Annotated in this window: 23 protein-coding genes; 16 read left to right on the forward strand and 7 right to left on the reverse strand. The window is 73.1% G+C overall.

The features are described from left to right. Window positions 1-8 precede the first annotated feature (8 nt). The 7 genes from ACLBX8_RS22165 to ACLBX8_RS22195 form a co-directional block, all read right to left on the reverse strand. The gene (locus tag ACLBX8_RS22165; protein ID WP_020095241.1) at window positions 9-380 is read right to left on the reverse strand and encodes a hypothetical protein; all 372 of its coding nucleotides are present in this window, start codon (window positions 378-380) and stop codon (window positions 9-11) included. Next, entirely contained in the window at window positions 380-877 is a 498-nt protein-coding gene (locus ACLBX8_RS22170) for a TspO/MBR family protein (RefSeq protein WP_447700682.1), read from the reverse strand. The genes ACLBX8_RS22165 and ACLBX8_RS22170 overlap by 1 nt, the downstream gene beginning before the upstream one ends. Next, the gene (locus tag ACLBX8_RS22175; protein WP_020095243.1) at window positions 874-2100 is read right to left on the reverse strand and encodes a geranylgeranyl diphosphate reductase; all 1227 of its coding nucleotides are present in this window, start codon (window positions 2098-2100) and stop codon (window positions 874-876) included. The genes ACLBX8_RS22170 and ACLBX8_RS22175 overlap by 4 nt, the downstream gene beginning before the upstream one ends. A 4-nt stretch (window positions 2101-2104) precedes the next feature. Next, on the reverse strand, window positions 2105-3436 hold the full coding sequence (locus ACLBX8_RS22180) for a BCD family MFS transporter (RefSeq protein ID WP_020095244.1): 1332 nt from the start codon (window positions 3434-3436) through the stop codon (window positions 2105-2107). Beyond that, a complete protein-coding gene (gene chlG / locus ACLBX8_RS22185) occupies window positions 3436-4320 on the reverse strand; it encodes a chlorophyll synthase ChlG (RefSeq protein ID WP_091682495.1) in 885 nt (294 codons plus the stop codon). Before chlG ends, ACLBX8_RS22180 begins: the two co-directional genes overlap by 1 nt. 348 nt (window positions 4321-4668) lie before the next feature. Further along, window positions 4669-6114, reverse strand: coding sequence for a transcriptional regulator PpsR (ppsR, locus tag ACLBX8_RS22190; protein WP_020095246.1), 1446 nt, complete (start codon window positions 6112-6114; stop codon window positions 4669-4671). A 29-nt stretch (window positions 6115-6143) separates the two neighbouring features. Beyond that, window positions 6144-7034 (reverse strand): cobalamin B12-binding domain-containing protein, encoded by an 891-nt coding sequence (locus ACLBX8_RS22195; protein WP_447715753.1) that lies wholly within the window; start codon window positions 7032-7034, stop codon window positions 6144-6146. Window positions 7035-7351: 317 nt separating this feature from the next. Here ACLBX8_RS22195 and bchF point away from each other — a divergent pair, with 317 nt between their 5' ends. The 16 genes from bchF to ACLBX8_RS22275 all read left to right on the forward strand — a co-directional run bounded on the left by bchF (window position 7352) and on the right by ACLBX8_RS22275 (window position 26151). Further along, window positions 7352-7858 (forward strand): 2-vinyl bacteriochlorophyllide hydratase, encoded by a 507-nt coding sequence (bchF, locus tag ACLBX8_RS22200; protein WP_447700684.1) that lies wholly within the window; start codon window positions 7352-7354, stop codon window positions 7856-7858. Continuing rightward, a complete protein-coding gene (locus tag ACLBX8_RS22205; RefSeq protein WP_020095249.1) occupies window positions 7855-9129 on the forward strand; it encodes a ferredoxin:protochlorophyllide reductase (ATP-dependent) subunit N in 1275 nt (424 codons plus the stop codon). The genes bchF and ACLBX8_RS22205 overlap by 4 nt, the downstream gene beginning before the upstream one ends. A gap of 4 nt (window positions 9130-9133) precedes the next feature. After that, window positions 9134-10726 carry a ferredoxin:protochlorophyllide reductase (ATP-dependent) subunit B gene (gene bchB / locus ACLBX8_RS22210; RefSeq protein WP_447700685.1) on the forward strand — a complete coding sequence of 531 codons (1593 nt, stop codon included), beginning with the start codon at window positions 9134-9136 and terminating at the stop codon, window positions 10724-10726. Further along, entirely contained in the window at window positions 10701-14405 is a 3705-nt protein-coding gene (locus ACLBX8_RS22215) for a magnesium chelatase subunit H (protein WP_447715754.1), read from the forward strand. The genes bchB and ACLBX8_RS22215 overlap by 26 nt, the downstream gene beginning before the upstream one ends. Beyond that, window positions 14402-15295 carry a ferredoxin:protochlorophyllide reductase (ATP-dependent) iron-sulfur ATP-binding protein gene (gene bchL / locus ACLBX8_RS22220; RefSeq protein ID WP_091926007.1) on the forward strand — a complete coding sequence of 298 codons (894 nt, stop codon included), beginning with the start codon at window positions 14402-14404 and terminating at the stop codon, window positions 15293-15295. The genes ACLBX8_RS22215 and bchL overlap by 4 nt, the downstream gene beginning before the upstream one ends. 16 nt (window positions 15296-15311) lie before the next feature. Continuing rightward, window positions 15312-16061 carry a magnesium protoporphyrin IX methyltransferase gene (gene bchM, locus ACLBX8_RS22225; RefSeq protein ID WP_020095253.1) on the forward strand — a complete coding sequence of 250 codons (750 nt, stop codon included), beginning with the start codon at window positions 15312-15314 and terminating at the stop codon, window positions 16059-16061. Further along, on the forward strand, window positions 16058-17485 hold the full coding sequence (locus tag ACLBX8_RS22230; protein WP_020095254.1) for a BCD family MFS transporter: 1428 nt from the start codon (window positions 16058-16060) through the stop codon (window positions 17483-17485). Before bchM ends, ACLBX8_RS22230 begins: the two co-directional genes overlap by 4 nt. 18 nt (window positions 17486-17503) lie before the next feature. Continuing rightward, window positions 17504-18283 carry a photosynthetic reaction center subunit H gene (puhA, locus tag ACLBX8_RS22235; RefSeq protein ID WP_020095255.1) on the forward strand — a complete coding sequence of 260 codons (780 nt, stop codon included), beginning with the start codon at window positions 17504-17506 and terminating at the stop codon, window positions 18281-18283. Continuing rightward, window positions 18280-18930 carry a photosynthetic complex putative assembly protein PuhB gene (gene puhB, locus ACLBX8_RS22240; protein ID WP_020095256.1) on the forward strand — a complete coding sequence of 217 codons (651 nt, stop codon included), beginning with the start codon at window positions 18280-18282 and terminating at the stop codon, window positions 18928-18930. Before puhA ends, puhB begins: the two co-directional genes overlap by 4 nt. An 11-nt stretch (window positions 18931-18941) precedes the next feature. Continuing rightward, a complete protein-coding gene (gene puhC, locus ACLBX8_RS22245) occupies window positions 18942-19436 on the forward strand; it encodes a photosynthetic complex assembly protein PuhC (RefSeq protein ID WP_091682490.1) in 495 nt (164 codons plus the stop codon). Then, a complete protein-coding gene (locus ACLBX8_RS22250; RefSeq protein WP_010686350.1) occupies window positions 19436-19732 on the forward strand; it encodes a hypothetical protein in 297 nt (98 codons plus the stop codon). The genes puhC and ACLBX8_RS22250 overlap by 1 nt, the downstream gene beginning before the upstream one ends. Next, window positions 19729-20817 carry a magnesium-protoporphyrin IX monomethyl ester (oxidative) cyclase gene (gene acsF, locus ACLBX8_RS22255; RefSeq protein WP_447715755.1) on the forward strand — a complete coding sequence of 363 codons (1089 nt, stop codon included), beginning with the start codon at window positions 19729-19731 and terminating at the stop codon, window positions 20815-20817. The genes ACLBX8_RS22250 and acsF overlap by 4 nt, the downstream gene beginning before the upstream one ends. Window position 20818: 1 nt before the next feature. Continuing rightward, entirely contained in the window at window positions 20819-21613 is a 795-nt protein-coding gene (gene puhE, locus ACLBX8_RS22260) for a putative photosynthetic complex assembly protein PuhE (protein ID WP_012318818.1), read from the forward strand. A gap of 112 nt (window positions 21614-21725) precedes the next feature. After that, window positions 21726-22943, forward strand: a complete 1218-nt coding sequence (gene hemA, locus ACLBX8_RS22265; RefSeq protein ID WP_020095261.1) for a 5-aminolevulinate synthase — start codon at window positions 21726-21728, stop codon at window positions 22941-22943. Between the two features lie 184 nt (window positions 22944-23127). Beyond that, window positions 23128-24144, forward strand: a complete 1017-nt coding sequence (gene bchI, locus ACLBX8_RS22270) for a magnesium chelatase ATPase subunit I (RefSeq protein ID WP_447700688.1) — start codon at window positions 23128-23130, stop codon at window positions 24142-24144. A gap of 318 nt (window positions 24145-24462) precedes the next feature. Then, window positions 24463-26151, forward strand: a complete 1689-nt coding sequence (locus tag ACLBX8_RS22275) for a magnesium chelatase subunit D (RefSeq protein ID WP_447700689.1) — start codon at window positions 24463-24465, stop codon at window positions 26149-26151. Window positions 26152-26179 lie beyond the last annotated feature (28 nt).

Here is a 26179-nt window from a genome sequence, read left to right on the forward strand (position 1 = left end):
TCCCGATTTTAGAGCTGTTTGAAACTTGTGACGCGCGTGAACGCGGCCGTCGCGGGCGTTGTTCCGGCCGGCGCCGCGCTGCGGCGTTGTGCCGTGGCCGCCCGGACCCGCAGGCCGAGGTCGGCGAGATGGGCGACGAGCCCGGCGAGCATCCACCCGGCGACCGCGACCCAGCCGGCCCCCACGAGCGCCGCCCGCAGGGCCAGCATCAGCGCGGCGCCGGAGGCGAGGTTGGCCAGCAGGGACGGCAGCGGCGGGCCGCCCCGGCGGGCGAGCCACGCGAGGGCGAGCGCCTCCAGGGCGACGAGCAGCAGGATCCCGTCGACGATCCGGCCCGACGCGAAGGCGGGGCCGAGGACCGGGTCGAGGAGCGCCCCCATCAGGCGGGCTCCGCGAACGGCCCGTTGAGGCGGACGATCCGCAGGTTCAGGCAGGCGGCGACGCTGACCCAGGCGAGGTAGGGCAGGTTCATGAGCCCCGCCGCGCCCGAGACCCGGCCGGTCACCAGCACCAGCACGGCGATGGACAGCCACAGGACCGCGACCTCGGCCAGCGCCCAGTCGGGCCGGCGGAACCGGAAGAACAGCACGCTCCAGGCGATGTTGAGCACCCCGTTCACCGCGTAGGCGGCCAGCAGGACGCCCCGGGCGACGGGGTCGGCGTCGCCGTTCCAGGCCAGCACGCCGGCCGTGGTGGTGAGCGCGAAGATCACCGCCCAGACCGGGCCGAAGGCCCAGTCCGGCGGCTTCCAGGCCGGGACCCGCAGGCGCCGGTACCACGTGTCCGTCGTGGTCGCGAGGCCGCCGGCCACGGCCACCAGCACGGCGGCGACCGCCGCCACCACGGGCGGTCCCAGATCGGCGGCGGCGAGGCTCACGGCGAGACCCAGCGGAACAGGTGCGCGAGGTCCTTGAAGAAGATCCGCGCGTGGGCGGCCGGCTTCGCGCGGACCAGCTCCTTGTTCATGTAGCTGTCCCAGGTGAGCTGCTGGACGTCCTTGTCCCGGCAGATCGAGACGAAGCGCTCGCGCAGGCCGTCGCTGCGGTACCAGACCCACTGCATCATCCCGAGGATCCAGAACACGCGCCCGTGCAGCTTCATGAACTGCTTCCGCGCGCCCGCGAGGGCGCGCGCGTCCCCGGTCCGCAGGAAGGCGGCGGCGGCCTCGGCCGACAGCCGGCCGCCGAGCATCGCGTAGTAGATCCCCTCGCCGGAGGCCGGCGCGACGACGCCCGCGGCGTCGCCCGCGAGCAGCACGTCCCGGCCGTTGTCCCAGCGCTTCAGGGGCTTCAGCGGCAGCGGCGCCCCCTCGCGGCGGACGGTCTCGGCGTGGTCGAGGCCGGTGGCGGCGCGCAGGGCCCGGATCGAGGAGCGCAGCGAGAACCCCTTCCGCGCGCTGCCGGTGCCGATGCTCAGCGTGTCCCCGTGGGGGAAGATCCAGCTGTAGAAGTCCGGCGAGTGGCGGCCCTGGTAGTAGACGTCGCAGCGGGTGGCGTCGACCGACCCGGCCCCGGGGGCGCCGGCCTCCGGGACCCGCAGGATCTCGTGATAGGCGAAGACCTGCCGCATCCTGGCGTGGCCCGGCACCTCCGCGCGGCCGACCGGCGAGCAGGCGCCGTCGGCGCCGAGGACGAGGCGGGCCCGGACGGCGTGGCGGGCGAGGCCGGCCCCCGCGCCGGTGGTGAAGTGGACCAGCGGCGGCCCGTCGTCGGGCCGGGTGATCCGGTCGTAGGCCGCCGCGCGCAGGTCGGCGCCGGCCGCCGCGGCCCGCTCGCGCAGCCACGGGTCGAAGTGCTCGCGGTCGACCATGCCGACGAAGCCCTCGCCCACCGGCATGTCGACGGCCTTGCCGCTCGGCGCCACCATCCGGGCGGACCGGATCTTCGCCACCAGGAGCGCGTCCGGGATCGCGAAGTCCCGGATCAGCCGGGGCGGGATCGCGCCGCCGCAGGGCTTGATCCGGCCGGGCTTGTCGAGGAGCAGCACCGCGTGGCCGGCCCGGGCGAGGTCGGTCGCCGCCGTGGCGCCGGCCGGCCCGCCGCCGACCACGACGACGTCGTAGCTGTCGCGGCCGGGGCCGCCATCGTCCAACCGGGCCATGGCCTCACCTCGCGCTGAAGGCAGGATCGAGCGGCACCGTGTCCGGTGCCGGAGCGGGTTCGAGCCGCGCCGCCAGGACGACCGCGACGAGGAACAGCAGCCCTTCCGCGGCGAAGACCGCCGCGTAGGCCTGGACGGGTTCGGCGGTGACCAGCCGGACGGCGTCGACCGCCACGGCCCCGAGGAAGCCGCCGGCCCCGAAGGCGACGCCCTGCGCGGCGCCCCAGACGCCCATGCGGGTTCCGCGCTCCCGCGCGTCGCCGCGGCCGGCGAGCGCCATCATCGAGCCGATGGCGGCGACCGCGTAGGCGCCGTTGGCCACCCCGAGGGCGAAGACCGTCGCGCGCAGGGGGAAGTCCGATCCCGCCGCCGCGCCGCTCGCCAGGGCGAAGAGGGCGGCGGCCGAGCCGGCGCAGCCGATCCCGATCCAGAGCCGCAGGGAGGCGAGGACGGTGCCGCGGGCGAGGAGCGTCACCGCCGCCACCAGCAGCATGCCGGCGAGCACGCCGCCGTGCTGGAGGCCGGCGAGCTTGGTGGTGGCGCCGGGGCTCATCGCGAAGACGAGGCCGGCATAGGGCTCCAGGATCAGCTCCTGGGCGCTGTAGGCCAGCATCGACACGAAGACGAAGATCGTGAAGGTCCGGCTCACGGGGTCGGCCAGCACGTGGGCCAGCACGGTGAAGAACGGGCGGCGCGCCTCCGCGGGCTCGGGCGCCCGGACCGGCAGGCGGCGCTCGACGCCGGCGACCGCGAGCGCCGCCACGCAGAAGGCGACGAGCGAGACCGTGCCCGACACCGCCGCGAGGCGCGGGCCGGAGAACGGGTCGAGGAAGTGCCCGGCGAGCGGCGCCGTGACGGCGAAGCCGACGATCATCATCACCCAGACGACGGTGGCGGCCGCGCCCCGCCGGGCCGGCGCGACGCCGCCCGAGAGCAGGACGAGGAGGGAGGTCCCGGCCGCGCCGACGCCCATGCCGACGCACAGGAACGAGAGGGCGGCGAGCGCCAGCCCCAGGGCGAGGCTCTCGGCCGCCAGCGCGGTGCCGCAGGCGGCGCCGAACCCGCCGAGGCAGAGGGCCGCCATGCCGCCGACGATCCAGGGGGTGCGCCGGCCGCTGCGGTCGGAGCCGTAGCCCCAGCGCGGGCGCAGGACCTGCACGGCGTAGTGCAGGGCGACCAGCAGGCCCGGCACGAGGGCGGGCAGCGCCAATTCCACCACCATGACCCGGTTGAGGGTGGCGGTCATCAGCACGACGACGCTGCCCAGCGCGGTCTGGACGAGGCCGAGGCGGACGATCTGGGGCCAGCCGAGGCCCGTGCCGGGGTCCGGTGCCATCACGCCCCTCCCACCAGCGGGCGCAGCGCGAAGGCCGAGACCAGCATGCCGAGGACGTAGAGGGTGGTGCCGGTGCCGTTGTACCAGATCGCCCGCTCCCGGGGATTCTCCAGGAACCGGGCCATCAGGGCGAACTGCCCGGCGAGCAGCGCGGCGACGAGGCCGGCGTGCCAGTAGCGCTCCCAGCCGACGAGGAGCGCGATCACCGCCACCTGCGGCAGGGCCATGACCAGGCAGGCGAAGCGCGCGGCGCGCTCAGAGCCCATCTGCACCGGCAGCGACAGCAGCCCCATCCGGCGGTCGCCCTCCACGGACTTGAAGTCGTTGAGGGTCATGATGCCGTGGGCCCCGGCCGCGTAGAGCAGCGCCACCAGGAGCACCCGCCGGTCGGGCAGGGCGGCGGCCATGACGGCGGCGCCGGTGAACCAGGGCAGCCCCTCGTAGCAGAGCGCCACCGCGGCGTTGCCCCACCAGCCGTTCCGCTTCAGCCGCACCGGCGGCGCCGAGTAGATCCAGGCCAGGACCAGCCCGAACAGCGCGGCCCCGAGGATCCAGGGCCCGAGCGCGGCGGCCACCGCCAGCGACAGCGCCGTCCAGGCGAGCGCGAGGTAGAGCCCCCAGCGGCCCGGGATCCGCCCGGAGGGGATCGGCCGGTTCGGCTCGTTGATCGCGTCGACGTGGCGGTCGAACCAGTCGTTGGCGGCCTGGCTGGTGGCGCAGACCAGCGGGCCGGCCAGCAGGATGCCGGCGGCGATCACCGGCCACTGGCCGCTGGCCGGCTGGCCCGAGGAGATCACCCCGCAGGCGAAGGCCCACATCGGCGCGAACCACGTGAGCGGCTTCAGCAGCTCGATGACTGCGCTCGGGGCGGGCGTAGCGGTCATGACGGGAGGCTACCGGCGCCCGGCGGGGTGTCAAGCCAGATTTACACCGCGCGCCAGCATGTGCGCGACGTTTGTCGAATAAATGCAGCGGCGGACCAGAAATACATTATCCGGAACACCGAAAAACCGTGCCGGCGGGACCGCCCGCGCGGGCGCTTTCCGGCGCTCCGGCGGCGCCCCGGGCGCTCCCGGCGACCCCCGTCCGCGAGGACGATTCCGGGATCTTCGAGGCCTTCGGTGCCGGGATCCGAGGGGGTCCGGCGGGCCCCGCCGCGCGCACCTTCGGGGGATGGGAAAGGATGGGATGGGATGGGATTGGATGGGACGGGTCCCGCCGCGTCCGGATCCTCAGATGTCCTCGACCGGGCCGTCCAGGTCGCCGACGCCGTAGCGCCGCATCTTGGCGTAGAGGCCCTGCCGGCTCAGGCCGAGCATCTCGGCCGCCGAGGCCCGGTTGTCCCGGGTGATCCGCAGGGCCGCCTCGATGCAGAGCTTCTCGATCAGGTCGGTCGTCTCGCGCACCAGGGTCTTCATCGAGACCCGGCCGACCAGCTCGGTCATCTGCTCCACCGAGCGGGGCACCTCCCGCCCGACCCCGGGGCGCCCTTCGGCGATCCGCCGCGGGCCCGACCGGATGGCGAAGCCCAGGCAGGGGCGGGCGCCGGCCACCGACACGGCGGCGACCTCCACGTCCTCCATGCCGCCGTAGGCGCCGCGGACGACGGTGGCGAAGCGGCGCACGGCGCCGTGGTCGACGAGGGTCGCGAACAGCGCCTGCGCCTCGGTCTCGTCGCGGCCGAGCCAGTGGTCGAGGGTGCGCCCGCGGGCCTGGCCCACCGTGGCGAGCTGCGCCAGCTCCAGGAAGGCGGCGTTGGCCATGAGGATCCGCCGCGCCGAATCGGTGACCACGAAGCCCTCCGGCATCGCCTCGATCACCGCGGCGGTGGGCGCCTCCTGGTCGGGCCCGGGCGCCGCCGTCGCCGGGTCGGCGACCAGCTGCAGCAGCGCGCTCGCGCCGCCCTCGCCCCGGAACAGCGAGGCCGAGACCGTGACCTCCCCGCGCCCGTGCTGCAGCGCCGCCCGGATCTCGCCCGCCTGCCCGGTCGCCCGCAGGGCGGCGAACTGCGCCTCCAGGGCCCGGGTGCTGGCGGGGTCGAACAGCTCGACGGCGTCCTGCCCGGCGATGCGCTTGGCCGGGCGCCCGAGGAGGCGCGCCGCGGCCGGGTTGGCCTCGGCCACCCGGCGCGTGCCGGCATCGACCACCAGCACCGGCTCGCCGGAGATCTGGAACAGGAGCCGGTAGCGGGTCTCGGCGGCGCGGAGCCGGTCGTAGTCCCGCTCCAGGGCCTGCTGGGTCTCCACCAGCCGGCGCTGCAGGGCGGCCACCGCCCGCATGTCGCGCCCGAGCACGAGGATCGGGCCGCCCTCCGAGGGCCGGATCGACGCGTAGCGGATCGGCAGGTCGGCGCCGTCGGGCGAGGGGTGGTTCACCTGGCGCCAGCGGGTGATGCCGTCGGCCCCGGCGTCCCGCAGCAGTGCGTCGACCTTCGGGCGGCTCTCCACCGTGACGGTGTCGATCCAGCGCCGGCCCAGCCAGCCCGCCACGGTCTCGGCCGCGAGGTCGGCGCCGACCGTGGCGTCCCGAATCACCCCGTCCGCGTCGATCACCAGGGAGAGGTCCGCGGACGCCGCGACGATGCGCCCGACCGCCTCGCCCTGGAGGAGGCCGGCCACCTGCTGCAGGGCCGCGGGCGGCGACTGCGGGGAGGGGCGGGGCTGAGGGGTCACGGTCACCGCAATGTGATAGTCGGTTGGAGGCCCTTTCAGCAGGCCAAGGCCTGTCTGTCCAGCAAAGCTTCGGCCGCGGCGGGCGCGAGGCACGCGTCCGACGCGCAGGCATCCGCCCCGACGATCCCCGCCTCGCCGCCGTGGCGCGCGAAGAAGGGGCCGCCGACCAGCACCCGGACGTGCCGGTTGCGCGAATCGCGGCGCACCTCCGCCACCGTCGCCGTCAGGACCGGCAGCAGGACGTCGCAGGAGAGCGACAGGCCGACCACGTCGAACCAGTCGGACCGGAGCAGGTCCAGGGGGGCGACCCCCGGCCCGGGCACCGCGGTGGTCACGTCCCAGCCGGCCTCCCGGAAGAAGCTCGCGACCAGCGACAGGCCGAAGACGTGGGTCTCGCCCGGGCAGGGCAGCAGCAGGACGCTGCGCCCGTTGGCCGGGACCGATTCGCTCTCCAGCTCGGCGCAGAGGCGGCGGCTCACGGTGTGGAGCCGCCCGAGGGCCTCGGTCACCGCCAGGAAGTCGCAGGCATCCTCCTCCCAGAGGGCGCCGAGGTGCCGGGCGGCCGGGGCGAGCAGGTCGAGGAGCAGGCGCGGGAGCGGCAAGCCGCCGTCGCGCAGGGCGTCCACGCGGGCGTCGAGGTCGACCGGGCCGGAGGCCAGGAGCAGGGCGCTGAAGTCGGCGATCTCCCGCGCGCTCGGCGCCCGGTCCGCCGGGACGGCGCGGCCGGCGGGCCGGTGGGCGAGCATCAGGCGGGGCAGGATCTCCGCCTCGACGACCTTGGCGAGCGCGTCGGGCACGGGCCTGTGCAGGTCGGGCCAGCCGAGGGCCGCGTCGCGGAACACGGGGAGCCCGTCGCTCACGGGGCTGCAGCCGGCCGCGGACGGACCGTGATCCAGACGGCCACCGAAATGCCTCCAGTTTCCCATCGGCATCCTCCCTGAGACGGCCCCGTCCCGGAAGGGCCGGCGGATCCGCTCGCGCGCTCGGTGTGGCGTTGCTCGCCCGTCTATTCTTCGTGTCCGTCAGTTCCTGAGTCTGACAAGCCGAACGGCAGCAATCTCTGCCGCCACGGCCGACGATACGCTTCCTGACGATCTTGGCAATGATCTTATTCGAAGAAAAAATATCCCTGCCACTGTCATGTCGTGAAAGCGTCAAGCGCACTTGACACTTCCCGGACCCCCGCCCTAGCCTCTGTCAACGACGGAGCCTGAGGCGCCGCCGACGACTAGGGAGCGGATGCATGGGTCCCGAGGACCGGCCGGCACGACCGCTCTACACGCCCGCCGAACGGCGCCGGCGCGATTCGTCGCTCTGGACCGTGGTCCAGGGAGTGCTGGCGCCCCTCCAGTTCGCGATCTTCCTGGTGAGCCTCGTCCTGGTGGTGCGCGCCCTGGCCACCGACGACGGCCTGCGCGCGGCCGAGATCTCGGTCGTCGTGAAGACCCTGGCCCTCTACGCGATCATGGTCACCGGCTCGATCTGGGAGAAGGTCGTATTCGGGCGGTGGCTCTTCGCGCCTGCCTTCTTCTGGGAGGACGCGGTCAGCATGCTGGTGCTGGCTCTCCACACCGCCTACCTCGCGGCCCTCGCCACGGGCGCGCTCAGGAGTCAGGCGCTGCTGCTCCTCGCGCTGGCGGCCTACGCGACCTACGTGATCAACGCGGCCCAGTTCCTCCTGAAGCTCCGGGCCGCGCGCATGGAGAGTGCCGGAAGTCGTGCGCCGCGTCTCGCGGAGGCGCTGCCGTGAACGCTCCCCTGGTCCATCAGCCACCCTGCGGCGGCATCGAGCTCCGCCAGGAGCAGGGTCAGCGGGCCGTGTTCTGCGGGCTGACCGGCATCGTCTGGCTGCACCGGAAGATCCAGGATGCCTTCTTCCTGGTGGTCGGCTCGCGCACCTGCGCGCACCTGATCCAGTCCGCCGCCGGCGTGATGATCTTCGCCGAGCCGCGCTTCGCCACGGCGATCATCGACGAGCGCGACCTCGCCGGCCTCGCCGACGCCAACGAGGAGCTCGACCGGGTGGTGACCCGGCTGATCGAGCGCCGGCCGGACATCAAGCTCCTGTTCCTCGTGGGCTCATGCCCGTCGGAAGTGATCAAGCTCGACCTGTCCCGGGCGGCCCAGCGCCTGTCGGGACGGCTCGCCCCCGTACGGGTGCTGAACTACTCGGGTTCCGGCATCGAGACGACCTTCACGCAAGGGGAGGATGCCTGCCTCGCCGCCCTCGTGCCCGACCTGCCCCGCGAGGCCGAGACGGCGGTCCCTTCGCTCCTCGTGGTCGGGGCGCTGGCCGACGTGGTGGAGGATCAGTTTCTCCGGCTCTTCGCCGCGATGGGGATCGCGGATGTCCGGTTCCTGCCCGCCCGCCGGGCGAACGCGATGCCGGCTGTTGGGCGCAACACCCGCTATCTGCTGGCCCAGCCCTTCCTGACCGACACGGCCCGGGCCCTCGACGAGCGTGGCGCCCGCCGGCTGCCCGCGCCGTTCCCTCTGGGCGCCGAAGGCACCACCGGCTGGCTTCGGGCAGCCGCCGAGGCGTTCGGCGTCTCCGAGGCCGCCTTCGAACAGGCCACGGAAGCGGGCCGCGCCCGCGCCGAGACCGCGCTCGCCCCCCACCGCGAGAGGCTCGGCGGCAAGCGCGTGTTCTTCTTCCCCGATTCGCAGCTGGAGGTTCCGCTCGCCCGCTTCCTCGCCCGGGAGCTCGGCGCGGACCTCGTGGAGGTCGGGACGCCGTACCTGCACCGGGGGCATCTCGCCGCCGAGATCGAGCTGCTGCCCGCGGGCACGCGGGTGACGGAGGGCCAGAGCCTCGACGACCAGATGGACCGCTGCCGGGCGGAACGGCCGGATCTCACGGTCTGCGGCCTCGGCCTCGCCAATCCGCTGGAGGCGGAGGGGCTGTCGACCAAGTGGTCGATCGAGCTGCTGTTCACGCCCGTGCAGGGCTACGAGCAGGCCGGCGACCTCGCGGAGCTGTTCGTGCGCCCGCTCCGCCGCCGCGCCCTGCTGGAGGTGTAGAGCCATGCAGCTCACGCTCTGGACCTACGAGGGACCTCCTCACATCGGCGCGATGCGCGTCGCCACGGCGATGTCCGGGCTGCACTACGTGCTGCACGCGCCGCAGGGCGACACCTACGCCGACCTGCTGTTCACGATGATCGAGCGGCGGGACGCCCGCCCGCCCGTCACCTACACGACCTTCCGCGCCCAGGATCTCGGCCGCGACACCGCCGAGCTGTTCAAGCAGGCGGCTTCGGCCGCCCACGCGCGGTTTCAGCCCCAGGCGATGATCGTCGGCGCCTCCTGCACCGCCGAGCTGATTCAGGACGATCCGGGCGGCCTCGCCAAGGCCCTCGACCTGCCGATCCCGGTGATCCCGCTGGAATTGCCCGCCTACCAGAAGAAGGAGAACTGGGGCGCGTCGGAGACTTTCTACCGCCTCGTCCGGGCGCTCGCCGGTCCGCCCGCCCCGCATCCGGCGCGGGAGCCCGGGCAGCGTCCGCTCTGCAACATCCTGGGACCGACGGCGCTGGGCTTCCGCCACCGGGACGACCTGATCGAGATCCGCCGGCTGCTCGATTCGCTCGGCATCGCCGTGAATGTCGTGGCACCGCTGGGGGCCACGCCCGCCGATCTCGGCCGGCTCCGGGAGGCCGATTTCAACGTCGTGCTCTACCCCGAGACCGCCCGGTCGGCCGCGGACTACCTGAAGAAGAGTTTCGGGCAGCCGTTCACGCAGACCGTCCCGATCGGCGTCGGCGGCACCCGCCGGTTCGTCGAGGAGGTTGCGAGCCTCGCCGGGATCGACCCGGCACCGGTGCTCGACGGCCCCGGCTCGCGGCTGCCCTGGTACTCCCGCTCGGTCGATTCGACGTATCTCACGGCCAAGCGCGTCTTCGTGTTCGGCGACGCGACCCACGCCATCGGCATCGCCCGGGTCGCCGCCAAGGAACTCGGCTTCACCGTCGTGGGACTGGGCACCTACGGCCGCGAACTCGCCCGCGAGGTCCGCGCCGAGGCGGCCGAGCACGGCATCGAGGCGCTGATCACCGACGATTACCTCGACGTCGAGGCGGCGATCCGCGCGGCCGCGCCGGAACTGGTGCTCGGTACCCAGATGGAGCGCCACGTCGCGAAGCGGCTCGGCATCCCCTGCGCGGTGATCTCCGCGCCGGTGCACGTCCAGGACTTCCCGGCCCGCTACGCCCCGCAGATGGGGTTCGAGGGCGCCAACGTCCTGTTCGACACCCTGGTCCATCCGCTGATGATGGGCCTCGAAGAGCACCTCCTCGGCATGTTCCGGGAGGATCCCGAATTCCACGACGGCGTCGGCCCCTCGCATCTCGGCGGCAAGTCCTACGGGACTCCGGCGGACGGGGCGTTCGAGGCCGCGGAACGGGCGCCGGCCGACACCCCTCCGACGCCGGCGCCCGTTCCGATTCTGCTGGACCGGGCCGCAGCGTGGTCGCCCGAGGCCGAGAAGGAACTCAAGAAGATCCCGTTCTTCGTGCGGGGCAAGGCGCGCACCAACACCGAGACCTTCGCCCGGGAGCGGCACCTGCCGCTCATCACCGTCGAGACCCTCTACGATGCCAAAGCGCATTTCGGCCGATAGGCCGCCGATCCGCGTCGTCATCGTCACGCTCGACAATCACTTGGCGAGCGCGGTGGAACGGGCGCGCCTGCGCCTCCGGACCGAGATGCCCGGGCTGGTTCTGGGCTTCCACGCGGCGGCCGAATGGGACAACGACCCCGCGACCCTGGAGGCCTGCCGGGCCGACATCGCGCAGGCCGACATCGTGCTCTCGGCCATGCTGTTCATGGACGAGCACGTGCGGGCGATCCTGCCGGCGCTGGCGGCGCGGCGCGACGCCTGCGACGCGATGGTCGGCTGCCTCTCGGCCGGCGAGGTGGTGAAGACCACGAAGCTCGGCCGCTTCGACATGAGCGGCACCAAGCGCGGCGCCCTCGACTTCCTCAAGAAGCTGCGCGGCAAGCCGGGCCAGCAGGGCAATGCCGGACGGCAGATGGCCCTGGTGCGCAAGCTGCCGAAGATCCTGCGCTTCATCCCGGGCTCGGCCCAGGACGTGCGCGCCTATTTCCTCACCCTGCAATACTGGCTCGCGGGCTCGGACGAGAACGTCGCCGCGCTGGTGCGCTTCCTCGTGCACCGCTACGCGGCCGGCGAGCGGGCCGCCTGGCGTGACGGCCCGGCGGCGCCCGCACCCCTCGACTACCCCGAGACCGGCCTCTACCACCCGCGGCTGCCCGGCCGGATCGGCGCCGACCCGTCACGGCTGCCCCGCCTCGCGGGCGCGAAGGGCCGCGTCGGCCTCTTGGTGATGCGCAGCTACGTGCTCGCCGGCAACACCGCCCATTACGACGGGGTGATCGCCGCCCTTGAGGCGCAGGGCCTCGACGTCGTGCCGGCCTTCGCCAGCGGCCTCGACAACCGCCCAGCGGTGGATTCCTTCTTCATGAGGGACGGTCGCGCCTGCATCGATGCGCTGGTCTCGCTCACCGGCTTCTCGCTGGTCGGCGGACCCGCCTACAACGACGCCGCCGCCGCCGAGTCGATGCTGGCCAGGCTCGACGTGCCCTACCTCGCCGCCCAGGCGCTGGAATTCCAGACCCTGGAGCAGTGGGAGGCGGGCGACCGCGGCCTGTCGCCGGTCGAGGCGACCATGATGGTCGCGATCCCCGAACTCGACGGCGCCACCGCCCCGATGGTGTTCGGCGGACGGTCCTCCGCTTCCGGCAGCGACAACGCCCGGGACATGCGGGTCCATCCCGAGCGGGCGGCCCGCCTCGCCGAGCGGGTCGCGCGGCTGGTCTCCCTCCGCCGGACCGCGAGGGCCGAGCGGAAGCTCGCCGTGGTGCTGTTCAACTTCCCGCCCAATGCCGGCGCCACCGGCACGGCCGCGTTCCTGTCGGTCTACGCCTCGCTGCTCAACACCCTGAAGGGCTTGGCGGCGGACGGCTACACGGTCGAGATCCCGGAAGACGTCGATGCCCTGCGCGCGGCGATCTTGGAGGGCAATACCAAACGCTACGGCACCCAGGCCAACGTCCACGCCCGCATCCCGGCCGAGGATCACCTGCGCCGCGAGCCCTACCTCGCCGAGATCGAGGCCCAGTGGGGCCCGGCGCCCGGCCGCCACCAGACTAACGGCGCCGAGATCTTTGTCCTCGGCGCGCAGTTCGGCAACGTCTTCGTCGGGGTCCAGCCCGCCTTCGGCTACGAGGGCGATCCGATGCGGCTGCTGTTCGAGCGCGGCTTCGCGCCGACCCACGCGTTCTCGGCCTTCTACCGCTACCTGCGCGAGGATCTTTCCGCCGACGCCGTGCTGCATTTCGGCACCCACGGCGCCCTCGAATTCATGCCCGGCAAGCAGACCGGCCTGTCCGAATCCTGCTGGCCGGAGCGGCTGATCGGGGCGCTGCCCAACGTCTACCTCTACGCGGCCAACAACCCCTCGGAAGGGACGCTCGCCAAGCGCCGGTCGGCCGCGACGCTGGTGAGCTACCTCACCCCGAGCCTCGCGGCTGCCGGGCTCTACCGTGGGCTGATCGACCTGAAGAGCTCGATCGAGCGCTGGCGCGGCCTCGGCCCCGAGGCGGCGGGCGAGCGCGAGACCCTGGCCCGCCTGATCCAGGACCAGGGCGCGGCGGTCGACCTCGCGGCGGCCGATCCGGGCTGGAGCGGCGATCTGGAGGCGCGGGTCTCCGGCCTCTGGACCGCGCTGCAGGAACTGGAGCAGACCCTGATCCCGCACGGGTTGCACGTGGTCGGGCAGGGGACGCCGGAAGAGGAGCGGGTCGATCTGCTCCTGGCGCTCGCCGAGTCTGCGCACGGCGTGAAGCCGGAGCGGGCCGGCATCGAAGCGCTCGTCGCCGGCCGGGGCATCGAGGCGGTGCTGAAGGCCTCCGGCTTCTCCGCCGACGAGACCAACCGCGAGATACTCAAGAACCTCGCCGAGACCGACCGGCTGCTGTCCCGGGACCACGAGGTGCCGGCGCTGCTGCGGGCGCTCGACGGCCGCTTCGTGCCGCCGGTGGCGGGTGGCGACATCCTGCGCAACCCGGCCGTGCTGCCGACCGGCCGCAACCTCCACGGCTTCGACCCCTACCGCCTGCCCTCCGCCTTCGCGGTGACGGACGGCGCCCGGCAGGTCGCCCGGATCCTCGAGCGCTTCGCCGCCGACGGAAAGCCCTGCCCGGAGAGCGTCGCGCTGGTCCTGTGGGGCACCGACAACCTCAAGAGCGAGGGCGGCCCGATCGCCCAGGCGCTCGCGCTGATCGGCGCCGCGCCCCGCTTCGACGGCTACGGCCGCCTGAGCGGCGCCGAGTTGATCCCGCTGGAGACCCTCGGCCGCCCGCGCATCGACGCGGTGGTCACCCTCTCCGGCATCTTCCGCGATCTCCTGCCCCTGCAGACGAAGCTCCTGGCAGAAGCCTCGTACCTCGCCGCCACTGCCGACGAGCCCCTGGAGCAGAACTACGTCCGCAAGCACGCCCTCGCCATCCAGGCCGAGCAGGGCTGCGACCTGGAGACGGCGGCGCTCCGGGTCTTCTCCAACGCCGAGGGCGCCTACGGGGCCAACGTCAACCACCTCGTCGATTCGGGGAACTGGGACGACGACGCGGAACTCTGCGAGACCTTCTCGCGCCGCAAGAGTTTTGCGTATGGCCGCACCGGCCGCCCGGCGCCGCAGCGCGCCCTGATGCAGGCGGTGCTGGCCTCCGTCGACATGGCCTACCAGAACCTCGACTCGGTCGAGGTCGGCGTCACCTCCGTCGATCACTACTTCGACGGGCTCGGCGGCATGGGCCGGGCGGTGGCCCGGGCCAAGGGCGAGTCGGTGCCGATCTACATCAGCGACCAGACCCGCGGGGAGGGGCGCGTCCGCTCCCTGGAGGAGCAGGTGGCGCTGGAGACGCGCACCCGGATGCTCAACCCGAAATGGTACGAGGGCCTGCTCGGCCACGGCTACGAGGGCGTCCGCCAGATCGAGACGCATCTCACCAACACGGTCGGCTGGTCGGCCACCGCCAACGCGGTCCAGCCCTGGATCTACGAGCGGATCACCGAGACCTACGTCCTCGACAAGGACATGCGCGAGCGCATGGCCGCCTTGAACCCCACCGCCTCCGCCAAGGTCGCCCAAAGGCTGATCGAGGCGCACCGCCGCGGCTTCTGGACCCCCGACGCAGAGATGCGCGACGCCCTCGACCGGGCCGAGGAGGAGCTGGAGGACCGCCTGGAAGGCGTCACCGCAGGAGTGGCCGCATGAACATCGCGATCCGCAATCCCGTCGTCGCCCGGAAGGAGGAGGGGAGCCTTCAGGTCGCCCTCGACCCCGACCTGAAGATCGAGACCGCCAAGGTCTTCGCGGTCTACGGCAAGGGCGGGATCGGCAAGTCGACCACCTCGTCGAACCTGTCGGTGGCCTTCTCGAAGCTCGGCAAGCGGGTGCTGCAGATCGGCTGCGACCCGAAGCACGACTCGACCTTCACGCTGACCAAGCGCCTCGCCCCCACGGTGATCGACGCGCTTGAGGCGGTGAACTTCCACTCGGAGGAACTGCGGGTCGAGGATTTCGTGGTCGAGGGCTACAACGGCGTCATGTGCGTCGAGGCCGGCGGCCCGCCCGCCGGCACCGGCTGCGGCGGCTACGTGGTCGGCCAGACCGTGAAGCTCCTCAAGGAGCACCACCTCCTGGAGGACACCGACGTCGTCGTCTTCGACGTGCTGGGCGACGTGGTCTGCGGCGGCTTCGCCTCGCCGCTCCAGCACGCCGACCGGGCACTGATCGTCACCGCCAACGACTTCGACTCGATCTTCGCGATGAACCGGATCGTCGCGGCAATCCACGCCAAGTCGAAGAACTACGGCGTGCGGCTCGGCGGCGTCATCGCCAACCGCTCGGCCAAGACCGACGAGATCGACCGGTTCAACGACGCGGTCGGCCTGAAGCGCCTCGCCCACTTCCCCGACCTCGACGTGGTCCGGCGCTCGCGGCTCAAGAAGTCGACCCTGTTCGAGATGGAGTCCTCGCCCGAGCTCGACGCCGTGACCGCCGAGTACATGCGGCTCGCCGAGACGCTCTGGGCCGGGGGCGAGCCCTGCGAGGCGATCCCCATGAAGGACCGCGACCTGTTCGAGTTCCTCGGTTTCGATTGAGTCTGGAGTTCGACCGATGGCCAGCGCCAGCTACGACGCCCGCCGGGGCGAGCTGACCACCTACTTCGACCGCACCGCGGTCGAGGCGTGGTCGCGCCTGACCTCGGACGCCCCGGTGAGCCGGATCCGCGCCACCGTGCGGGCCGGGCGCGACGCCATGCGGGCGACGCTGCTCTCCTGGCTGCCGGCCGACATGACGGGCTCACGCCTGCTCGATGCCGGCTGCGGCACCGGCGCGCTCAGCGTCGAGGCGGCGCGGCGGGGCGCCGAGGTGGTGGCGATCGACGTCTCGCCGACGCTGATCGGGCTGGCGCAGGAGCGGCTGCCGGCGATCGCGGGCGCGGGGCGCATCGACTTCCGGGTGGGCGACATGCTCGATCCGGCACTCGGCCGGTTCGACCACGTCGTGGCGATGGATTCGCTGATCCACTACCGCGCCGCCGACATCGCCCGGGCGCTGGCGGTGCTGGGCGCGCGCACGGACGGCTCGGTGCTGTTCACCGTAGCGCCGCGCACGGCGCTCCTGACGGTGATGCACGCGGCCGGAAAGTTCTTCCCGCGCGGCGATCGCTCGCCCGCCATCGTGCCGGTGACCGAGGGCGGGCTGCGGCGGCGGATCGCCTCGGAAAGGGCCCTCGACGGCTTCGCCTGGGCGCGGTCGCACCGGATCAACAGCGGATTCTACCTGTCGAACGCGGTGGCGCTGACGCGCGCCCTGCCTCACCGCGCGGATGGTCGGCCAATGACACCCGGGGCGCGACCATGACCCCCGCCCGCAAGCTCACCGAGGCCCTGATGCGCCTCGGCCCGGCGCTGCTTCCCTTCGCGGACGCCGCCACCGCCGAGCTGCCGCTGGGACGGCTGCTCCGCCTCGCCCTGTTCCAGGTCACCGTCGGCATGGCCGCGGTGCTGCTGATCGGCACCCTCAACCGGGTGATGATCGTCGAGCTCGGCGTTCCGGCCTGGATCGTCGCGATGATGCTGGCGCTGCCGCTGGTCTTCGCGCCCCTGCGGGCGCTGGTCGGCTTCCGCTCGGACACCCACCGCTCGGTGCTGGGCTGGCGGCGCGTCCCCTACATCTGGTTCGGCACGCTGCTCCAGTTCGGCGGCCTCGCGATCATGCCGTTCGCCCTGCTGATCCTGTCGGGCGACACGACCGGGCCGCTCTGGGTCGGCAACCTCGCGGCGGCGCTCGCCTTCCTGCTGGTCGGCGCGGGCCTGCACACGACCCAGACCGTCGGGCTGGCGCTCGCCACCGACCTCGCCCCGGCGCACGCGCGCCCGAAGGTGGTGGCGCTGCTCTGCGCGGCGCTCCTGTTCGGCATGATGGCGAGCGCGGTGCTGTTCGGCCTGTTCCTCGCCCATTTCTCACCCGTCCGGCTGATCCAGGTGATCCAGGGCGCGGCGCTGGTCACGATCATCCTCAACGGGTTCGCCCTCTGGAAGCAGGAGCCCCGCGATCCGAACCGGACGCGGACGGCACCGCAGCGCGACTTCCGGTCCTCCTGGCAGGCCTATGCGGGGCAGGGCACCGCCCGGCGACGCCTCGTGGCGATCGGCCTCGGCACGGCGGGCTTCTCGATGCAGGACATCCTGCTCGAACCCTACGGCGGTCAGATCCTGCACCTCTCGGTGGCGGCCACCACGGCGCTGACCGCGCTGCTGGCCGCCGGAGGCGGGCTCGGCCTGCTGGTCGCGGCGCGCTGGCTCGGGCGCGGGGGCGACCCGTTCCGCGTCTCCGCGGTGGGCGTCGGGATCGGGATCCTGGCCTTCTCGGCGGTGGTCTTCGCCGCCCCGCTCGCCTCGGCCGACCTGTTCGCCGCGGGCGTGAGCCTGATCGGCCTCGGCGGCGGCCTGTTCGCCCACGGCACGCTCACCGCCTCGATGAACCGCGCCGGCCCCGAGGATACCGGGCTCGCCCTCGGTGCCTGGGGCGCCGTGCAGGCGACCGCGGCCGGGCTGTCGATCGCGGCGAGCGGCCTCGTGCGCGACGTCGGCGGCGCCATCGCCCAGTCGGGGGTGCTCGGCGAGGGCATGAACGAGCCCGCCATCGGCTACCTCATCGTCTACCACATCGAGATCGCCCTGCTGTTCGCCGCGCTGCTCGCGCTCGGACCGCTGGTGCGCGAGGACGCCCGGATACGAGTTCGAGACAGCATCACCGACGGCCTCGCCGGCCGCACAGCCTGAGACTTGGGGAGGACAGCCATGCCAACCGGCGCACTTACGGGTTACGTCGACGTCGCCCAGGTCGTACTCTACGCGTTCTTCCTCTTCTTCGCGGGGCTGGTCTTCTGGCTGCGCCGGGAGGACCGGCGCGAGGGCTACCCGCTGGAGAACGAGACGGTCGGCCGCCGCAAGGCGGACGACCCGATCCTGATCCCCCGGTCCAAGGCGTTCCATCTGCCGGGCGGCGAGACGACCTACGCGCCGCAGGCGGTTCATGGCCGGGACGACATCGAGACCGGGATCCCGGCCCGCAAGGTCGAACCCTGGCCGGGCGCCCCCTACGAGCGCACGGAGACGTCGCTCCAGGCCGGCGTCGGCCCGGGCTCCTGGGTGCTGCGGCACGACGTGCACGACCGGACCTGGGACGACGAGATCCGCATCGTGCCCCTGCGGGTGGCGAAGAACTTCGTCATCCACGAGGACGGCCCGAACCCGATCGGCATGACGGTGTTCGGCACCGACAACGCGGTCGCGGGCGTGATCAGCGACGTCTGGGTCGACCGCGGCGAGTCGCTGATCCGCTACTACGAGGTCGAGCTCCCGACGGGCGGGCGCCGGCTGATGCCGACCACGTTCTGCCGGGCCGGCGGCTTCACCAAGACGGTGACGACCGAGGCTCTGCTCGCGAGCCAGTTCGCCGACATCCCCAGCACCCGCGACCCCGACAGCGTGACCTTCCTGGAGGAGGAGCGGATCATCTCGTATTTCGGCGCCGGCACGCTCTACGCGACGCCGGCCCGGGCGGAGCCCCTGATATGAGCGGCGACTTCCTCCCCGAGGGCACCCTGCGGGGTCTGCCCGGCCCGCTGCCGGCGGGCGAGCGCATCCTCTGGCAGGGTGCGCCGACGACCGCGGGCCTGCTGGTCCGGGTGTTCCACGCCCGCTTGGTGATCGCGTGGTTCTCGGTCTGCGCCGTGGCCTTCGGCCTCGCGGCGGGCTCGCCCGCGGCGGCGATCAAGGTGGTGGCGCCGACTTTGGTGATCGGCGCCGGCGCCGTCGCGCTGCTCTGGCTGCTCGCCTGGCTCACCCACCGGACGACGCTCTACACGGTGACCAACCGCCGCGTCGTGCTGCAGGCCGGCATCGCCCTGCCGGTGACCCACAACCTGCCCTTCGCGCAGATCGAGACGGCGGCCCTGCGGGCCTTCACGGATGGCAGCGGCGACCTGCCGCTGCGGTTGCGGCCGGGCCTCCGGATCGCCTACCTTCACATCTGGCCGCATGTCCGGCCCTGGCATCTCGCCCGGACCGAGCCCATGCTGCGCTCGGTGCCGGACGCGGACGCCGCGGCGGCGCTGCTGGCACGCGCCCTCGAGGCCCATGCCGACGGCACCGCGCCGCCGGTTCGGGTGGCGCGTCTCGGCCGAGCGGACGAGAATCCCGGCCGCCTCGTCGCGGCCGAATAGGGAGGGGCACGATGGGCGAGCGGGCGGAGGGCGCCGGCCGGGCCATGGCGGTCGCGGGACCGGCACCGGCGCTGCTGATGATCGGCGCCGGCGCGCTGATGGGCTTCACCATGCTGGCGGTCCTGATCGGCCGGAGCGAGAAGGTCGGCCTCGTCGCCCTGCCGCCCGCCAAGGTGGTGGAGCGCCTCGAGTTCCGCGCCGAGGATCAGGTCGACGGCTCGATCGCCCTGCGGGACGTCGCCGACCGGCACATCGTCGCCTGGATCCGTCCCGGCGAGGACGGGTTCCTGCGCGGGACCCTGCGGGGCCTCGCCCAGGCCCGCCAGCGGGAGGGCCTCGGCCCCGAGAAGCCCTTCAGCCTGACCCGCTACGACGACGGCCGCCTCGCGCTGGCCGACGAGGCCACCGGCCGCCGGGTGCCCCTGGAGGCCTTCGGGCCGACCAATGCCGGGGCCTTCGCGCGGCTGATGCCCGCGCCGGGCGCCCCCGCCGCGGAGACGCGGTGATGGGCCTGTTCGGCAGCCGCACCGTCACCGTGCCCTGCACGGTGGAGATCGAGCAGACGCCCGAGAGTCTGCACGCGCACGTGACCCTCGATGCCGGCTTCGAGATCGAGCCCGGCGACGCGGTTCAGGTCCACGACGCGCCGACCTCGGTGCCCTACGGCGAGCGCCTCACCGTGCGGCGCACCGCCACCGTGACGCGGGCCGGCGCGCTGGAGCGGGCCTGGACCAAGCTCATCGCGCATCTCGAGCTGACCGAACTCTACGAGGTCAGCTTTTCCGAGAGGAGGAAGCTGTGAACGCACCCGTCCCGCCACCCTCCGGCCAGCCCGTCCCGAAGACGCCGATCAATGAATCGACCCGCTCGGCGCAGGAGACGACCTTCCTCAGCCCGCGCTTCTACACGACCGATTTCGACGAGCTCGACCGCACGAACGTCGAGCCGGTGCGGCCCGACTGGGACATCCTGATCGCCGAGCTGCGCTCGGACCCGAACAAGCGCCACTTCACCCGCAACGAGGAGTTCGACTGCGACCTGTCGAAGATGGAGCCGGAGCTGCGGAAGGAGTTTTTGGACTTCCTCGTGTCGTCCATCACGGCGGAGTTCTCCGGCTGCGTCCTCTACGCCGAGATGCGCAAGCGGGCGAAGAACAAGGACATCAAGGAGCTGTTCGGCTTCATGAGCCGCGACGAGGCGCGCCACGCCGGCTTCATCAACGACACGCTGAAGGATTTCGGCATCGGCGTGGACCTGGGCTTCCTCACCAAGTCCAAGAAGTACACGTTCTTCCGGCCGAAGTTCATCTTCTACGCCACCTACCTGTCCGAGAAGATCGGCTACGCCCGCTACATCACGATCTTCCGCGAGCTGGAGCGGCACCCGGAGCGGCGCATCCACCCGATCTTCAAGTGGTTCGAGCTGTGGTGCAACGACGAGTTCCGCCACGGCGAGGCCTTCGCGCTGCTGATGCGCGCCAACCCGAAGCTGACGAGCGGCGTGAACCGCTACTGGATCCGGTTCTTCCTGCTCGCCGTCTTCGCCACGATGTACGTGCGCGACCATCACCGCCCGGCCTTCCACGCGGCGCTCGGCGTCGATCCCAGCGACTACGACTTCAAGGTCTTCCGGATCACCTCGGAGATCTCCCGCCAGACCTTCCCGCTGGAGCTCGATATCGACAACCCGAAGTTCAAGGCGGGCCTCGACCGGCTGCTCGCCTGCTCCCGGGCGATCGCCGACGCCAAGGCACGGGGCGGCCTCGCCGGCAAGGCCCTGCAGGGATTCCACGCCGCGCGCGCGGCCGTGACCTTCGCGCGGCTCTATCTCCTGCCCGTCAAGGCCAACGCCCTGCCGGCCGACATCCGCCTCCAGCCGGTCTGGTAGCATGGGGACCTACGCCGCCCCGGTCCTGTACGCGGTCCTGCTCTGGTGGTTCTCCACCGGGCTGATCCTGCTGCTCGATCACGCCCCGCGGCGGACGCATCCGTGGAGCATGGCCGGGGCGACTCTCCTGCTCGCCGGCGCCCTGGTGGCGATCCGGTCCAGCGCCGCCGACACGAGCGCCACGGGGGCCTACACGGCCTTCACGGCGGCGCTCGTCGTCTGGGGCTGGCAGGAGATGAGCTACTACATGGGCTTCCTGTCGGGCCCGCGGCCCGTCGCCTGCGCGCCGAGCGTGCGCGGGCTCGACCGGTTCCTGGCGGCGCTCGCCACCAGCCTGTGGCACGAGTTCGCCATCGTGGTCGGCGGCCTCGCGATCCTGGCGCTGGTCTGGGGCAGCCCCAACCGCTTCGCCCTGTGGACCTACGGCACGCTGGTGGTGATGAACCTGTCGGCGCGGCTCAACCTGTTCCTGGGGGTGCGCAACCTCCACGCCGAGTTCCTGCCGGACCATCTCGGCTACCTCGCCTGCTACCTGTCCCGGAAGCCGATGAACCTGCTGTTCCCGGTCTCGGTGAGCCTCGGGACCATCGCGGCGGCCCTGCTCGGGCGGGCGGCGCTCGGCGCCGACCTGCTGGAGCACGAGCTGATCGGCTTCACGGTCCTGGCGACGCTGACCGCGCTCGCCACCCTGGAGCACTGGTTCCTGATGCTGCCGCTGCCCTCGGCGGAGCTGTGGCGCTGGAGCCTGCCGGCCCGGGCGCCCGGGGAAGCGGCCGGGCCGCCGGACCACGTGTAGGCCGAGGGATCACGAGCGGGCGACGCACGTCCACCAATCTGGAACTGGTCTTGTGCGAAGTCCGGTGTCACAGGCGGGATCAACCCGCAGGATTTGTTCGGGGAGAGGCGACATGGATTACGAGACCTTCTTCGGGGCTGAGATCGCCGGGCTCCACCGCGAGGGCCGCTACCGGGTCTTCACCGACCTCGAGCGCCACGCGGGCAACTTCCCGCACGCCACCCACCACCACGCGGCCGGCACCCGGCCCGTGACGGTCTGGTGCTCCAACGACTATCTCGGCATGGGCCAGCACCCGACCGTCACCGGGGCGATGCACGAGGCGATCGACCGCTGCGGCGCCGGCGCCGGCGGCACCCGCAACATCTCGGGCACCAACCACTACCACGTGCTGCTGGAGCGCGAGCTCGCCGACCTCCACGGCAAGGAGGCGGCCCTGCTGTTCACCTCCGGCTACGTGTCGAACTGGGCGGCGCTGGGGACCCTCGCGTCGCGCCTGCCGAACTGCGCGGTCTTCTCCGATTCCGAGAACCACGCCTCGATGATCGAGGGGATCCGGTTCTCGCGGGCCGAGCGCCACATCTTCCGCCACAACGACCCGGAGGACCTGAACCGCAAGCTCGCGCTGGTCGACCCGGCCCGGCCGAAGCTGGTGGCCTTCGAGTCGGTCTACTCGATGGACGGCGACATCGCGCCGATCGCCGAGATCTGCGACGTGGCCGAGGCCCACGGGGCGCTGACCTACCTGGACGAGGTCCACGCGGTCGGCCTCTACGGCGCCCGCGGCGGCGGCATCTCGGAGCGGGACGGCGTCGCCCACCGGCTGGACGTGATCGAGGGCACGCTCGGCAAGGCCTTCGCGGTGCACGGCGGCTACATCACGGCGTCGGAAAAACTCTGCGACTTCGTGCGCAGCTTCGCGTCGGGCTTCATCTTCACCACCTCGCTGCCGCCGGCCGTCGCGGCGGGCGCGGCGGCGTCGATCCGCCACCTCAAGGAGAGCGGCGTCGAGCGGGCCCGGCATCAGGAGCGGGTGGCGAAGGTCCGGCAGGCGCTGGAGGCCGCCGACATCCCGACCATGCCGAACGACAGCCACATCGTGCCGGTGATGGTCTGCGATCCGGTGCTCTGCAAGGGGATCTCCGACACCCTGCTCGACGAGTTCGGCATCTACGTGCAGCCGATCAACTACCCGACGGTCGCCCGCGGCACCGAGCGCCTGCGGATCACCCCGTCGCCGCTGCACACCGACGCCGACATCGCCCATCTGGTCGAGGCGCTCACCACGATCTGGGGCCGGATCGGGCTCCGGCAGAAGGCGGCGGAGTAAGCGCGGGCGGGGGTTCCCTTCTCCCACCTTCGCCCTCATCCTGAGGTGCCCGCGTCAGCGGGCCTCGAAGGAGGCCTCCAGCCATCGCACGTCTTCTGGAGACCTCCTTCGAGGCCTCCGCTGCGCTGCGGCACCTCAGGATGAGGGGGTTGGGTTGGATGCCCCCGCAGCATCGAGTCATCGCGTGCCCACCTTCCCCTTCTCGGCCATCGTCGGCCAGGACGAGATGCGCCAGGCGCTGCTGATCGCGGCGGTGGACCCGGCGGTCGGCGGCGTGCTGGTCTTCGGCGACCGCGGCACAGGCAAGTCCACGGCGATCCGGGCGCTGGCCGCCCTGCTGCCGCCGATGCGGGCGGTGGTCGGCTGCCCGTACAATTGCGATCCCGAAAGTCCCGCAGAATCCTGTCCGCACTGCGCGAGCCTGCCGGGCGCGCGGAGAAAGTCCGAGAAAAAGCCGGTGCCGGTGGTGGACCTGCCGCTGGGCGCCACCGAGGACCGGGTGGTCGGCACCCTCGACCTGGAGCAAGCGCTCGGCGCCGGCGTGAAGGCCTTCGAGCCGGGGCTGCTGGCCCGCGCCAACCGCGGCTTCCTCTACATCGACGAGGTCAACCTCCTCGAGGACCACCTCGTGGACCTCCTGCTCGACGTGGCGGCCTCCGGCGTCAACACGGTCGAGCGCGAGGGCCTGTCGCTCCGCCACCCGGCGCGGTTCGTCCTCGTCGGCTCCGGCAACCCGGAGGAGGGGGAGCTGCGGCCGCAGCTCCTCGACCGGTTCGGGCTGGCCTGCGAGGTCGCGACGCCGAGGGACATCCCCACCCGCATCGCGGTGGTGCGCGCCCGCGACGCCTACGAGCGCGACCCGGAGGGGTTCTGTGCTGCCCGTGAAGGCGAAGAGCGAAAGATTCAAAAAAGAATCCTGCTGGCACGGGAGCGCCTGCCATCGGTCACCGTGCCGGATGCCGCCCTGGAGCGCGCCGCGCGCCTCTGCCTCGCCCTCGGGACGGATGGCTTGCGCGGGGAACTGACCCTGATGCGCACGGCCCGGGCGCTCGCGGCGCTCGACGGCGCCGCGATGGTCACCGACGATCACCTCCGGCGCATCGCCCCGGCCGCCCTGCGCCACCGGCTGCGGCGCAACCCGCTCGACGAATCCGGATCCACCGCCCGGGTGGAGCGGGCGCTGGCGGAGGTCTTCGCGTGACGGCGCCGCTGCGCGCGCCCCGACCGCGAGGGCGTTCATCGCGCGGCTCCGGCCGAATCGGCGCGGAGCGGAGCGCGGGGCTCCTCTCCCGTGCGGGCGCGGGACAGGGTGGGGGACGGGGACCGGCCGGACGAGGCGCGGCCCGAACGCGTCGCGCGGGCGCGCTCTGGACTGGACCTCCGCATCCCGCACCCCGACCCTCTCCCGCCCGGGAGAGGGGGCCGGTCGCGCTCCGTCGCCCGCGTCGCGGTCCGATGGACGTGTCTGACCCTCGGCACCCGCTCGGGAGCGGGGCCCTGTCGCGCCCCGCTCGAGCCGATGCCTGAACATCGCCGTCCCGCAGAGCAGGGCGGGACACCGGCCTGCGCCTGGGCCGATGCCCGCCTGGCCGCCCGGCTTCTCGCCGCGGACCCGCACGGGCTCGGCGGCGCGGTGCTGCGGGCCCCCGCCGGGCCCGTGCGCGAGCGCTGGCTCGACAGCGTGCGGGCGGCGCTGCCCCCGGGAACGCCCTGGCGGCGCCTGCCGCCCGGCATCGGCGACGACGGCCTGCTCGGCGGCCTGGATCTCGCCGCGACCCTGGCGGCGGGCCGCCCCGTCGCGCGGGCCGGCCTGCTGGCGGAGGCCGATGGCGGGATCGTCGTCGTCCCCATGGCCGAGCGTCTGCCGCCGGGCACCGCGTCGCGGCTCGCCGCCGCCCTCGACACCGGCACGGTCTCGGACCGCGGCGCCCGGTTCGGCCTGATCCTCCTCGACGAGGGCGTGGCGGACGAGACGGTCGCCGAGGCGCTGGCCGATCGCCTCGCCTTCCGGCTGGACCTGAGCGGGCTCGGCCTCGCGGACACCGCGGCGGCCGAGCCGGAACCCGCCCCGGGCGCGCCGGAGCCCGACCCGGTCGGGAGCCTCTGCGCCCTGGCCGAGGCCTTCGGGATCGCGTCGCTGCGCGGCCCGATCCTGGCGGCGCGCGTGGCGCGCGCCCTCGCGGGAGACGGGCCGATCGGCCAGGGGGCGATCGTGGCGGCCGGGCGCCTCGTCCTGGCGCCGCGGGCGACGCGCCTGCCCGCACCGGAGCAGCCCGTCCCCGAGACCGCGGAGGCGCCGGCGGAGCCGCCCGAGCCGAACGACGCGGAGGAGGCGTCGGGTCCGGCCGCAGAGGCGCCCGACGACGTCGTGCTGGAGGCGGTGCGCGCCGCGATCCCGCCGAACCTCCTCGACCAGCTTCTGGCGGGCGCGCAGCGTCTCCCGGCCGCGAAGGCCGGCCGGGTCGGGCAGGCGGCCTCGGCCCGCACCGGCCGCCCCGTGGGCAGCCGGCGGGGCGACCCGCGGCGGGGACGGCTCGACCTGCTCGCCACCCTGCGGGCGGCGGCGCCCTGGCAGGCCGTCCGCAGAGTAGAGGGGGAGACGCGCCGCATCGTGGTGCGGCGGGACGATCTGCGGATCCGGATCCTCAAGCAGCGGACCGAGACCACCACGGTGTTCTGCGTGGACGCCTCGGGCTCGGCCGCCCTGGAGCGGCTGGCGGAGGCCAAGGGCGCGGTCGAGCTGCTGCTGGCGGAGGCCTATGTCCGGCGGGACCGGGTGGCGCTGGTGGCGTTCCGCGGCACCGGCGCGGATCTCGTTCTGCCGCCGACCCGGTCGCTCACCCGCGCCAAGCGCGGGCTCTCGGGACTGCCGGGCGGGGGCGGGACGCCGCTCGCGGCGGGGATCGACGCCGCGGTCGCGGTGGCTCTGGGCGTGCGCCGCGGCGGCAGCCGGCCGGCGATCGTGCTGCTGACCGACGGGCGCGCCAACGTCGCGCGGTCGGGGGAGGGGGGACGGGCCCGGGCGGGCGCGGAGGCCCTGCAGGCGGCCCGAGCCCTGCGTGCGGCCGGGCTGCCGGCCCTCGTGGTCGATACCGGCACGCGGGGCGACGAGGCCCGTTCTGTGGCGGACGCGATGGGCGCCCGCTACCTGAAGCTGCCCCGGGCCGAGGCCGGTCAGCTCAGCGCGGCGGTGCGGGCGGCGCTCTGAGCGCCGCACCCGTCACCCCCGCGACAGG

It is taken from the genome of Methylobacterium sp. D48H (assembly GCF_053345715.1).